This is a genomic window from Actinacidiphila glaucinigra (genome assembly GCF_900188405.1).
In the GTDB taxonomy this organism is placed as follows: domain Bacteria; phylum Actinomycetota; class Actinomycetes; order Streptomycetales; family Streptomycetaceae; genus Actinacidiphila; species Actinacidiphila glaucinigra.
Map to the genome: position 1 here is coordinate 453017 of NZ_FZOF01000001.1, position 12171 is coordinate 465187.

Sequence of the window (12171 nt, forward strand, 5' to 3'; positions counted from 1 at the left end):
ACGGACATGGCGTGGACGTGGCGTTTCGAGAAGACCGACGGCACGGAGGTCACCCCCGCGGTCGAGCCCGAGGAGTTCACCACGCAAGGTGACGCCGAGTCGTGGATCGGCGAGGTCTGGAAGGACCTCCGCCAGGGCGGCGCCGACCAGGTCCACCTCTTCGAGGACAGCACGAAGATCTACGGCCCGATGAGCCTGCACGCCGACGAGTAGACCCCGTGCCGCGGCGGACGGGAGGACCGGCCGCCGCGACGCCCCCGGGGGCGGGGCCGTGGGTGACGTCCCATGACCCCGCCCCCTGCCGTGCGCCCCGTCCTACTGGAGCTGCCCCAGCGTGACCTTGACGGTCTTCTCGGCGCCGCCGCGCTGGAAGGTGACGTCCACGGTGTCGCCGGGCGCGTGCTGGACCAGGGCCTCGGACAGCGACTGCAGGGTGGTGATGTCGTCGCCCCCGACCCGGATCACGACGTCCCCGGGCCTGATGCCGGCCTTCTCCGCCGCCCCGCCCCTGGTGACCTCGACGACGCCCACCCCGGCGGGCTGGAAGTCCTCGTCGAGGACGGTGCGCCCGGCGATGCCCAGCGCCGCGCGGCCGGAGTCGACGACCTTGCCGTGCTCGATGATCTGGTCCGCGATGCGGGTGACGGTCGCCGCGGGGATGGCGAAGCCGATGCCCGGCGCGGAGGAGTCGCCCATGGAGGTGTTGACCGCGGCGAGCGTCGGGATGCCGATGACCTGGCCGGAGAGGTTGACCAGCGCGCCCCCGCTGTTGCCCGGGTTGATGGGCGCCGAGGTCTGCACCATGTCGGCCAGGGTGGCGCCGGTGCCGCCCTCGGCCCCGGTCTCGCTGACCGTACGGCCGACGGCCGAGACGATGCCCTGGGTGACGCTGCTGTTCAGGCCCAGCGGGCTGCCCATGGCGAGCACGATCTGCCCGACCTGGACGTCGCGGGACCGCCCGAAGGTCGCCGCGCGCAGCCCGCTCGGCGGGTCCTCGAGTTCGATGACGGCCAGGTCCTGCTCGGGATAGGCGGCCACGAGCCGGCCCTTGTGGGGGGTGTCGCTGTTGGCGAGGGTGACCTCGAAGGTGTCGGCGCTGCCGACGACATGGGCGTTGGTGACGATGTGGCCCTTGGTGTCGTAGACGATGCCGGAGCCCAGTCCCTCGGATGTGTTGATCTGGACGACGGACGGCAGCACCGCCTTGACCACCTGCTGGTACGAGCGCTCCAGATCACGGGCGCCGGCCAGCTCGGAGGCGGCGACGGGCGGCGCGGAGGACGCCGCGCTGGGGGAGGGGGAGCCCCCCGTGCATCCGGCGGCAAGGCTCCCGCAGCAGGCGACGGCCAGCAGCAGGGCCGCCACCCGCAGTGCCGCCGGCGGCCGCCATCGGTTCGGCTTGGAATCGCGCATGACCGAAGTGTCGCGTTCGCGGCGCTCCGTCCCGGGTATCCCGCCCCGGTCAGCTCCGTACTCCGCACAGATGCAGCAGTGCCGCGACTCCGCGGTAGGGATCGGTGCGCCCGGCCAGCTCCTCGGCGGCCAGCAGCTCCTCCGGCACCTCCACGGCGTCGTCCGGCGCGGTGTCGGTGAAGACCCGCACCCCGTACCAGGCGTGCAGCGGCGCGCCGATGGCACTGAGCGTCGTCGTCAGGTCCGCGCGCCGGTCGGCGCGGGCGGGCAGCCCCAGCCGGTTGGTGTACGTGTCGCCCCCGAAGGCGGCCAGCGCGCCGGCCCAGTCGCCCTGCAGCGCGGGCCGCATGGCCAGGGCGTCGGCGTTGCGCACCAGCAGCGACAGCAGCCCGCCGGGGGCCAGCACACGGGCGAGTCCGGCGACCATGGCGTCCGGCTCGGGCACGTACATCAGCACGCCGTGGCAGAGCACCACGTCGAAGCTGCCGGGCCCGAAGTGCCGGCCGGTCTCCCGGCCGTCGCCCTCGACGAGGGTGATCCGCTCGCGTATGCCCTCCGGCTCGGCGGCCACCGCCTCGCGCAGGACGGCCGCCATCTCGGCGTCCGCCTCCAGGCCGGTGACCAGATGGCCCGCGCGGGCCAGCCGCAGCGCCTGGGTGCCCTGGCCGGGGCCCACGTCGAGGATCCTCAGCCGGCGCCCCACGGGGAAGCGCGCGGTGATCTGCTCGTCGAGCTGGCGCGCGACGAGCTCCTGGCGCACGGTGTTCCGGAGTCCGCCCAGCCGCTCCAGCCACGGACCCGCGGCGGCGGCGAACCCGCCGTTCCCGCTCAGAGCTTGGTGCCGCGCTTGACCTGCGGCTTCGGCAGGCGCAGTCGGCGCATCTGGAGGGTCCGCATGAGAGCGTAGGCCACGGCGCCCTTGGTGGGCTTGTCCGGGAAGCGCTTCGCCAGCTCGCGGCGGAGCAGCAGACCGCTGACGGCCGAGTCGACGACGATCAGCACGATCACCACGAGCCACAGCAGCAGCGAGATGTTCTGCAGCGCCGGGTTCTTGAGCATGCTGAGCACGAGGATGACCACGGCCAGCGGCAGGAAGAACTCCGCCACACGGAAGCGCGAGTCCACGTAGTCGCGGGCGAACTTGCGCACCGGGCCCTTGTCACGGGCGGGCAGGTAGCGCTCGTCGCCGTTCATCAGCGATTCGCGCTGCTTGGCGAGGTCGGCGCGCCTGGCCTCACGGGCCTGCTTGGTGGCGGCCTTGCGGTCGGTGGGTGTGGTCACCGCCTTGCGGCGCTGCGTCTGGGCATCGCTGCGTTTGGGGGTGGGGCGGCCCTTGGGAGCCTGCGGGTCGCGGGGCTGCCGGTCCTCCACCACAGTGGTGGACACGGTCTGCTCGGTTTGGGAACGACGTCGGAACACGACTCCAAGGTTACGTGCTCGCCGACCGGACCCCCAGCCCCTCACCTACTCCCTGGGCCTGAGGTCATCGAACTGTGATCGTTCCTAAGGATGAGCGCATCCGCAACAGAACAGTGGGGTAATGGAACCAGGGCCCGTACTGTGGGGTCTGTAGATGGTGTGCTGGCGAGCTGAATGAAGGGGGCGCGCGAGGCCCATGAGCGGTGTCATGAAGCGGATGGGGATGATCTTCCGCGCGAAGGCCAACAAGGCCCTTGACCGGGCCGAGGATCCGCGCGAGACCCTCGACTACTCGTACCAGAAACAGCTGGAGCTGCTGCAGAAGGTGCGGCGCGGTGTCGCGGACGTCGCCACCTCGCGCAAGCGCCTGGAGCTGCAGCTGAACCAGCTGCAGCAGCAGTCCGCGAAGTACGAGGACCAGGGCCGCAAGGCGCTCGCCCTGGGCCGGGAGGACCTGGCCCGCGAGGCGCTGTCGCGCCGCGCCGCCCTCCAGCAGCAGGTCACCGATCTGGAGACGCAGCACCAGACGCTGCAGGGCGAGGAGGAGAAGCTCACCCTCGCCGCCCAGCGGCTGCAGGCCAAGGTGGACGCCTTCCGCACCAAGAAGGAGACCATCAAGGCCACCTACAGCGCGGCCAAGGCCCAGACCCAGATCGGCGAGGCCTTCTCCGGCATCTCCGAGGAGATGGGCGACGTCGGCCTGGCGATCCAGCGGGCCGAGGACAAGACCGAGCAGCTGCGCGCCCGTGCCGGCGCCCTGGACGAGCTGCTGGCCTCCGGCGCCCTCGACGACCCGACGGGGATCGCCAAGGACGACATCCAGGCCGAGCTCGACCGCCTCTCCGGCGGCAGCGACGTCGAGCTGGAGCTGCAGCGCATGAAGGCCGAGCTGGCCGGGGGCTCCCCCCAGCAGGCCATCGAGGGCGGGCAGCAGCAGGGCCAGCCGCAGCAGACCCAGGACCAGCCCCGGTTCGACAAGCAGTAGACACCCCGGAGGAGGGCGTCGTGATCGTACGGATCATGGGCGAGGGCCAGGTGACGGTGGACAAGAGCCACCTCGCCGAACTCGACAAGCTCGACGACGAGCTCCTGGCGGAGATGGAGAGCGGTGACGAGGCCGGGTTCCGGCGCACGCTCACCGCGCTCCTCGACGCCGTCCGGCGGCTCGGCACACCTCTGCCGGACGACTCGCTGGAGCCGTCCGAGCTGATCCTGCCGGCCTCGGACGCCACCTTGGAGGAGGTCCGGGAACTGCTCGGGGACGAAGGGCTCATCCCCGGCTGACCCTCGCCGACCAGCGCACTCGCCGACGTGCCCCGGCCCGGTACCGCACCGGGCCGGGGCACGGCCGTCCGTGGGGACCCGTACCGTTGATGAGCGTGCACCATCGATCCATGAGGGACCGGGCCCGGTTGTGGCCGCAGGCCCACCCCATCGCGCTCGACGCCGGGCTGGCGCTCGCCGTCCTCGCGGTGATCCTCGGCAACATGTTCATCGGGCCGCACACCGAGCGGTACGACGCCTCGGCCCCGGACATCCTGCTGGCCGTCATCGGCTCCGCGGCGCTGCTGCTGCGCCGCCGCAGCCCGCTGGGCGTCCTCGCCTTCACCGGCGCGGTCACCGTGGTCTACCTGCTCACCGCGACCGGGGAGGGCCGCGCCCCGGTGGCGGCCACCGTGGTCGTCGCGCTCTTCTCCGCCTCCACGCACACCGACCGCACCACCACCTTCCGGCTGGGCCTGGCCACCTGCCTCCTGCTGCCCGCGATCGCCATGCTCTTCGGATCCCGGCCCTGGTACTCCGCCGAGAACATCGCCCTGTTCGCGTGGAGCGGCATGGCCGCGGCCGCCGGTGAGGCCACCCGCAACCGCCGGGCGTACGTCGCCGCCGTCGAGGAGCGCGCCGAGCGGGCCGAGCGGACCCGGGAGGAGGAGGCCAAGCGCCGCGTCACCGAGGAGCGGATGCGGATCGCCCGGGAGCTGCACGATGTGGTCGCCCACCACATCGCCCTGGTCAACGTGCAGGCGGGTGTCGCCGCCCACATCATGGACAGCCGCCCCGACCAGGCGAAGCAGGCCCTCGCGCACGTCCGCGAGGCGAGCCGTTCCGCGCTGGACGAGCTCCGCGCGACCGTCGGCCTGCTGCGGCAGTCCGGGGATCCCGCCGCCCCCATGGAACCGGCGCCCGGCCTCGGCGTGCTGGACCAGCTCGTCGACGGCTTCCGCCGGGCCGGGCTGCCGGTGGAGGTCGTCGAGGAGGACCCCGGCACGCTTCCCGCCGGCGTGGACCTCACCGCGTACCGGGTCATCCAGGAGTCGCTCACCAACGTCCACAAGCACGCCGGCCCGGGCGCCCGGGCCGAGATCCGCATCGCGCGCGGCGACGCGGAACTGGAGGTCACCGTGGTCGACCGCGGCGGCAGCCCGCAGGCCCCGGGTACCGCGGGCGGCGGCCACGGGCTGATCGGCATGCGCGAGCGCGCCGCGGCCCTCGGCGGCACCTGCGAGGCCGGCCCCCGCACCCAGGGCGGCTTCCGCGTCCACGCCCGCCTGCCGCTCGCATCCCCCGCCCGGCCGGCCGGCCCGGCGGGGGATGGGAGAATCCCCGCATGATCAGGGTGCTGCTCGCGGACGACCAGGCGCTGCTGCGGGGCGCGTTCCGCGTCCTCGTGGAGTCCGAGCCGGACATGGAGGTCGTCGGGGAGGCCTCCGACGGCGCCGAGGCCGTCGCCCTGGCCCGCAGCACCCGCGCGGACGTCGTCCTGATGGACATCCGCATGCCGGGCACGGACGGCCTGGCCGCCACCCGCGAGATCACCGCCGCCGAGGACCTGACCCGCGTGGCCGTCCTCGTCCTGACGACCTTCGAGGCCGACGAGTACGTCGCCCAGGCGATCCGGGCCGGCGCCGCCGGATTCCTCGGCAAGGGCGCCGAGCCGGACGAGCTGCTGGCCGCGATCCGCACCGTCGCCGCGGGCGACGCGCTGCTGTCCCCGTCGGCGACCAAGAGCCTGATCGCCCAGTTCCTGGCACAGAGCGGCGGGCAGCGCCCGCTGACCGCGGAGGGCGGACCGGCGGCCCCCGACCTGGACGCGCTCACCGCGCGCGAGCGCGAGGTGCTGGTCGAGGTGGCGATGGGCCTGCCGAACGACGAGATCGCCGAACGGCTCGGGGTGAGCCCTCTCACCGTCAAGACGCACGTCAACCGCACCATGGCCAAACTCGGCGCCCGCGACCGCGCGCAGCTGGTCGTCGCCGCGTACGAGTCGGGTCTGGTGCGGGCCGCCCCGCGCTGAGTACGACCGGCGCGTACCGCATCCGCAGTACGCACCCGCGGGCAATCACGACCTCGGGCTGAGGAAACCACCCTTCCCGGCAGGAGAAAGTGGCGTGGGCTGACAAAAGTCCGCAACCCGAGACCATCCGAGCACTCTGAGCACAGAGAAGAGACCGCACCACGATGTCCTGGCTGTCCCGATTCAGCCTCGCCCAGCGCAGCCTGGTCGCGCTGATGGCGGTGGTCGCCATCGGCTTCGGCGCCATCGCGATACCGTCCCTCAAGCAGCAGCTGCTGCCCTCCATCGACCTGCCCATGGTGTCGGTGATCACGGCCTACCCGGGCGCGTCCCCCGACGTCGTCGAGAAGCAGGTCGTCGAGCCGATCGAAAACGGCGTCAAGGGCGTCGACGGCATCACCGGCATCACGTCCACGGCCAGCGAGGGCGCTGCCGTGATCATGGCCCAGTTCGACTACGGCATCGACAGCGACAAGCTGGTGGCCAACGTCCAGCAGGCCGTGAACCGGGTCTCCTCGCGGCTGCCGGAGGACGCCGACCCGCAGGTCGTGGCCGGCTCGACGGACGACATCCCGACCGTCGTCCTCGCCGCCACCTCCACCGGCATGGACCAGCAGGCACTCGCCGACGCGCTCGACCGCTCGGTCGTCCCGGTGCTGCAGGACATCGACGGCGCCGGCCAGGTGACCGTCACCGGCGTCCAGGACCGGATCGTCACCGTCACCCCCGACGACAAGAAGCTCGCCGCCCGCAAGCTCGGCGGCGCCGCCCTCGTGCAGGCGCTGCAGGCCGGCGGCTACGCCGTCCCGGCCGGCTCCTTCGACGACAGCGGCAAGAGCCGCACCGTCCAGGTCGGCGGCGAGTACGCCTCGGTGCGGGAGATCGAGGACCTGCGGATCCCCGCAGCGCCCAAGCCCGTGCGCCTCGGGGACGTCGCCACCGTCGCGGAGCGCCCCGACGCCGCCGACTCCATCACCCGGACCGACGGCGAGCCCAGCCTGGGTGTCGCCGTCACCATGGACCAGGACGGCAGCGCCGTCGCGATCTCCTCGGCGGTCAAGGACAAGCTCGCCGACCTCGAGCGCGACCTCGGCAAGGGCGCCGAACTCACCGTCGTCAGCGACCAGGGCCCGGCGGTCTCCAAGTCCATCGACGGACTGACCACCGAGGGCCTGCTCGGTCTGCTCTTCGCGGTCGTGATCATCCTGGTCTTCCTGGCGTCGCTGCGCTCGACCCTGGTGACCGCGGTCTCCATCCCGCTCTCCGTCGTGCTGACGCTGATCGTGCTGTGGACCCGCGGCCTGTCGCTCAACATGCTCACCCTGGGCGCGCTGACCATCGCCATCGGCCGTGTCGTCGACGACTCGATCGTGGTGCTGGAGAACATCAAGCGGCACCTCGCCTACGGCGAGGAGAAGCAGTCCGCGATCGTCGCCGCGGTGCGCGAGGTGGCCGGCGCGGTCACCGCCTCCACCCTCACCACGGTCGCCGTCTTCGTGCCGATCGGCCTGGTCGGCGGCATGGTGGGCGCTCTGTTCGGCTCGTTCTCGCTGACCGTCGCCGCGGCGCTGCTCGCCTCGCTGCTGGTGTCGCTGACGGTCGTCCCGGTGCTCTCGTTCTGGTTCCTCAAGCCCCCGGCCGACGCGGGCACCGTGGATCCGGACGAGATCCGCCGCAGGGCCGAGGAGGAGGAGGCCCGCAGCCTGCTGCAGCGGCTGTACGTGCCGGTGCTGCGCTTCGCCACCCGGCGCCGCGTCACCAGCATCGTGATCGCCGTCGCGGTCCTGCTGGGCACCTTCGGCCTCGCCCCGATGCTCAAGACCAACTTCTTCGACCAGGGCGACCAGGACACCCTGACCGTCAAGCAGGAACTCCCGCCGGGCACCAGCCTCGCGGCCTCCGACGCGGCGGCCCGCAAGGTCGAGAAGCTCCTCGAGGGCATCGACCAGGTCCAGGACTACCAGGTCACCGTCGGCTCCTCCGGCTTCCTGGCGGCCTTCGGCGGCGGCACCGGCGCCAACCAGGCCAGCTTCCAGGTGAAGCTGAAGGACGCCGACGACAGCGCCGGCGCCCTCGACGAGATCCGCACCGGCCTGAAGACGCTCGACGGCGCCGGCACGACCTCGGTCTCCGCCGGCGGCGGCTTCGGCAGCCAGAACCTGTCGGTCGTGGTCAAGGCCGCCGACGCCGACACCCTGGCCAAGGCCAGCGCCCAGGTCCGCGACGCCGTCGCCGGACTGGACGACGTCACCGACGTCACCAGTGACCTCGCGCAGAGCGTGCCCCGCATCGAGGTCCACGCCAAGCAGGCCGAGGCCGCCCGGTACGGGCTCAACGACGCCACCATCGGTGCCGCCGTCACCCAGGCCGTGCGCGGTACGACCGTCGGCACCGCGGTGCTGGGCGACACCGAGCGCGACGTGCGGGTGCTCTCCGAGCAGAAGGCCGGTACGGTCGCCGAGCTCAAGGCCCTCACCATCGCCACCCCCGCGGGACCGGTGAAGCTCGCCAAGGTCGCGGAGGTCGTCGAGGCCCCCGGCCCGGTGCAGAAGACCCGGATCGACGGGGCCCGCGCCGCGACGATCACGGCCAAGCCGACCGGTGACAACACCGGCGCGGTGAGCACGGCGCTGCAGTCGAAGATCAAGTCGCTGAAGCTGCCCAAGGGCGCCACCGCCGAGATCGGCGGTGTCTCCTCCGACCAGGACGACGCCTTCCTGGCGCTCGGGCTCGCGATGCTCGCCGCGATCGCCATCGTCTTCATGCTGCTGGTCGGCACCTTCCGCAGCCTGATCCAGCCGATGGTCCTGCTGGTGTCCATCCCGTTCGCGGCGACCGGCGCGATCGGCCTGCTGCTGGTCACCGGCACCCCGATGGGCGTCCCGGCGCTGATCGGCATGCTGATGCTCATCGGCATCGTCGTGACCAACGCGATCGTGCTGATGGACCTCATCAACCAGTACCGCGCCCAGGGGTACGGCGTGGTGGAGGCGGTCATCGAGGGTGGCCGGCACCGTCTGCGGCCGATCCTGATGACCGCGCTGGCGACCATCTTCGCCCTGCTCCCGATGGCTCTCGGGGTGACCGGCCAGGGCGGCTTCATCGCCCAGCCGCTCGCCGTGGTCGTCATCGGCGGTCTGCTCACCTCGACGCTGCTGACCCTGCTGCTCGTCCCGACCCTCTACACGATGGTCGAGATCCGCAAGGAGCGCCGTGCCAAGCGCAAGGCGCTGAAGCGGGCGTCCGGCGCCGGCGGTCCGGGCGACGGGGAGACGCGCAAGGAGCCGGAGCTGGCCGGGGTCTGAGACCCGGCGCAGACCGACCGGCGGCAGGGCCCGGGGCGTTCGTGAACGCCCCGGGCCCTGCCCCGTCTACAGGAAGAACCCCGAGGGAATGTACGGCTCGGGCGGCCGCATCCCCCGCAGGCAGACCCAGCCGGACGTGCTCGGCTCCAGCCCCGCAGTCAACCCCACGTCCACCGCCCACTGCTGTTCCGCCGTCAGATGGGGGACCCGGGCCGTGGTGCCCTCGGGCAGGCTCAGCAGCGCGGCGGTGAGCAGCCGGGACGCCAGCCGCCGCGAGGTCGCGGCCAGCAGCCGTATGTGGCCGTCCGGGCCGACGTAGCAGTAGCCGCTGCCGGCGAGGTCGTCCACGACCAGCAGGGGGCACTCGGCGAGCAGTTGGTCGTGGTCGGGGCCGTGCGCGCCGCCCCGGGTGCGGCGGTCCACGGAGTCCATCAGGTCGCGGTGCTTGGCCGAGCCCTCGTGCACGGCGCCGTCCGGGGCCGGCAGGTCGCCCTTGCGGACCGCGCCCTCCAGGCGCATCGCGGGGTGCAGAGCGAAGCCCGCCCGGCGGTAGGTCGCCGCCGCCCGCGGGTCGGCGGAGCTGCAGATGATGCCGCGCAGACAGCCGCGCCCGTACGCCAGGGCGGCGGCGAGCAGTTCGCGGCCGACCCCCTGCCGCTGCACCGAGGGCAGGACGGCGAACAGGGAGAGCCCCCACGTACCCTCGCGGCGCGTCGACATCGAGACGCCCAGCGGCATGCCGGAACTCTCGTCGACGGCCAGCCAGCAGCCACCGGGGTCGGTGCGTGCCAGGTACCGGTTGCGTCGACGCAGCAGTGCGGCCCGCTCCGGGGGCGTCTCCTCGGGCGGGCCGCCGCCGCGCAGCGCGCGCGAGGCGCCGAACGCGGCGGCGGCCACCAGCGCGACCGCCGCGGCGTCCTCGTCGGTGTCGTGCAACGGGCGCAGGATCATGCGCCCATCCTGCCCCTACGGCAGGGCGAGCATCCGCTCCAGCGCCAGCTTGGCGAAGTGCTCGGTCTCCCGGTCGACTTGGATGCGGTTGACGACCTTGCCGTCGGCCAGCGACTCCAGCGCCCACACCAGGTGCGGCAGGTCGATCCGGTTCATGGTCGAGCAGAAGCAGACGGTCTTGTCGAGGAAGACGATCTGCTTGTCCGGGTGCGCCTTGGCCAGCCGGCGCACCAGGTTGAGCTCGGTGCCGATCGCCCAGGACGAGCCGGCCGGGGCCGCCTCCAGGGCCTTGATGATGTACTCGGTCGAACCGACGTGGTCGGCCGCGCTGACGACCTCGTGCTTGCACTCCGGGTGCACCAGGACGTTGACGCCGGGAATGCGGGCCCGCACGTCCTCCACCGACTCCAGCGAGAAGCGGCCGTGCACCGAGCAGTGGCCGCGCCACAGGATCATCTTCGCGTCGCGCAGCTGCTCGGCGGTGACCCCGCCGTTCGGCTTGTGCGGGTTGTAGACGATGCAGTCCTCCGGCGAGAAGCCCATCTCCCGGACCGCGGTGTTGCGGCCGAGGTGCTGGTCGGGGAGGAAGAGCACCTTCTCGCCCTGCTGGAACGCCCACTCCAGGGCGCGCTCGGCGTTGCTGGAGGTGCAGATGGTGCCGCCGTGCCGGCCCGTGAATGCCTTGATGTCGGCGGAGGAGTTCATGTACGAGACGGGCACGGTGACGTCGGCGACGCCGGCCTCGGTGAGCACGTCCCAGCACTCGGCGACCTGCTCGGCGGTGGCCATGTCGGCCATGGAGCAGCCGGCCGCCAGGTCGGGGAGGACGACCTGCTGGGCGTCGGAGGTCAGGATGTCCGCGGACTCGGCCATGAAGTGCACACCGCAGAAGACGATGTACTCGGCCTCGGGGCGGGCGGCCGCGTCACGGGCCAGCTTGAAGGAGTCGCCGGTGACGTCGGCGAACTGGATGACCTCGTCGCGCTGGTAGTGGTGGCCCAGGACGAAGACCTTCTCGCCGAGCTTGGCCTTGGCGGCGCGGGCGCGCTCCACCAGATCCGGGTCCGAGGGGGCGGGCAGGTCGCCGGGACAGTCGACGCCGCGTTCGCTGCGCGGGTCGGACTCGCGGCCCAGGAGGAGCAGGGCGAGCGGGGTCGGCTGGACGTCCAGCGGTTCGGATGTGGTGGTCACGGGCCCGGAGCCCTTTCTCTGCGGAACTGCGACGCAAACCTTTTCGTCTGTTTGACGCTATCTATCATAACCCGTTCGCGTCACCATGACGATGCCCCTCGCGTCAATGTGACGCATTACCCGCGAGGGGCCCGGTGTGCGAGCATGGAGGGCGCGAAGACCCATCGGACCCGGAGGAATGAATCCGGGCGGCCACCGGTTCACCGTTGTGGCAGCATCCGTACAACCCGGGAGTGGATCAGATGACGGTTCAGGACGAGACCAGCCAGAGCGAGGGCATCCTCCTGTCCGACGCGGCGGCCTCCAAGGTCAAGAACCTGCTCGAGCAGGAGGGCCGCGACGACCTCGCACTGCGCGTCGCCGTCCAGCCGGGCGGTTGCTCCGGCCTGCGCTACCAGCTGTTCTTCGACGAGCGTTCGCTCGACGGCGACGTCGTGAAGGACTTCGGCGGCGTCAAGGTGGTCACCGACCGCATGAGCGCCCCGTACCTGGGCGGTGCCTCCATCGACTTCGTCGACACGATCGAGAAGCAGGGCTTCACGATCGACAACCCGAACGCCACCGGTTCCTGCGCCTGCGGCGACTCGTTCCACTGAG

General features: G+C 72.1%; 12 protein-coding genes. 7 read left to right on the top strand and 5 right to left on the bottom strand.

What is annotated here, in order from left to right; all coding sequences use genetic code 11:
- Positions 1-6 precede the first annotated feature (6 nt).
- A complete protein-coding gene (locus CHF15_RS02080; protein ID WP_089221832.1) occupies positions 7-213 on the top strand; it encodes a hypothetical protein in 207 nt (68 codons plus the stop codon).
- Positions 214-315: 102 nt separating this feature from the next.
- Here CHF15_RS02080 and CHF15_RS02085 read toward each other — a convergent pair whose 3' ends face one another.
- The 3 genes from CHF15_RS02085 to CHF15_RS02095 are packed head-to-tail and all read right to left on the bottom strand — an operon-like array spanning position 316 to position 2877.
- Positions 316-1413: a S1C family serine protease gene (locus CHF15_RS02085; protein ID WP_089221833.1), complete on the bottom strand. Its 1098-nt coding sequence runs from the start codon at positions 1411-1413 to the stop codon at positions 316-318.
- 49 nt (positions 1414-1462) lie between these two features.
- Entirely contained in the window at positions 1463-2194 is a 732-nt protein-coding gene (locus CHF15_RS02090; protein ID WP_245938647.1) for a class I SAM-dependent methyltransferase, read from the bottom strand.
- Between the two features lie 47 nt (positions 2195-2241).
- On the bottom strand, positions 2242-2877 hold the full coding sequence (locus tag CHF15_RS02095; protein ID WP_245938623.1) for a DUF3043 domain-containing protein: 636 nt from the start codon (positions 2875-2877) through the stop codon (positions 2242-2244).
- Between the two features lie 151 nt (positions 2878-3028).
- Between CHF15_RS02095 and CHF15_RS02100 the strand changes: the two genes are divergently transcribed.
- The 5 genes from CHF15_RS02100 (at position 3029) to CHF15_RS02120 (ending at position 9432) form a co-directional block, all read left to right on the top strand.
- Positions 3029-3817, top strand: a complete 789-nt coding sequence (locus tag CHF15_RS02100; RefSeq protein WP_089221836.1) for a PspA/IM30 family protein — start codon at positions 3029-3031, stop codon at positions 3815-3817.
- A gap of 20 nt (positions 3818-3837) precedes the next feature.
- Positions 3838-4116 (top strand): PspA-associated protein PspAA, encoded by a 279-nt coding sequence (pspAA, locus tag CHF15_RS02105; protein WP_089221837.1) that lies wholly within the window; start codon positions 3838-3840, stop codon positions 4114-4116.
- A 110-nt stretch (positions 4117-4226) separates the two neighbouring features.
- Positions 4227-5444, top strand: coding sequence for a sensor histidine kinase (locus tag CHF15_RS02110; protein WP_089221838.1), 1218 nt, complete (start codon positions 4227-4229; stop codon positions 5442-5444).
- A complete protein-coding gene (locus tag CHF15_RS02115) occupies positions 5441-6127 on the top strand; it encodes a response regulator (RefSeq protein WP_089221839.1) in 687 nt (228 codons plus the stop codon). Before CHF15_RS02110 ends, CHF15_RS02115 begins: the two co-directional genes overlap by 4 nt.
- Positions 6128-6291: 164 nt before the next feature.
- On the top strand, positions 6292-9432 hold the full coding sequence (locus CHF15_RS02120) for an efflux RND transporter permease subunit (RefSeq protein WP_089221840.1): 3141 nt from the start codon (positions 6292-6294) through the stop codon (positions 9430-9432).
- Positions 9433-9498: 66 nt separating this feature from the next.
- Here CHF15_RS02120 and CHF15_RS02125 read toward each other — a convergent pair whose 3' ends face one another.
- Both CHF15_RS02125 and nadA read right to left on the bottom strand, forming a co-directional pair.
- Positions 9499-10383 carry a GNAT family N-acetyltransferase gene (locus tag CHF15_RS02125; RefSeq protein WP_089221841.1) on the bottom strand — a complete coding sequence of 295 codons (885 nt, stop codon included), beginning with the start codon at positions 10381-10383 and terminating at the stop codon, positions 9499-9501.
- 15 nt (positions 10384-10398) lie between these two features.
- Entirely contained in the window at positions 10399-11574 is a 1176-nt protein-coding gene (gene nadA, locus CHF15_RS02130; protein ID WP_089221842.1) for a quinolinate synthase NadA, read from the bottom strand.
- Between the two features lie 242 nt (positions 11575-11816).
- Here nadA and CHF15_RS02135 point away from each other — a divergent pair, with 242 nt between their 5' ends.
- Positions 11817-12170 carry a HesB/IscA family protein gene (locus CHF15_RS02135; protein WP_018557026.1) on the top strand — a complete coding sequence of 118 codons (354 nt, stop codon included), beginning with the start codon at positions 11817-11819 and terminating at the stop codon, positions 12168-12170.
- Position 12171 lies beyond the last annotated feature (1 nt).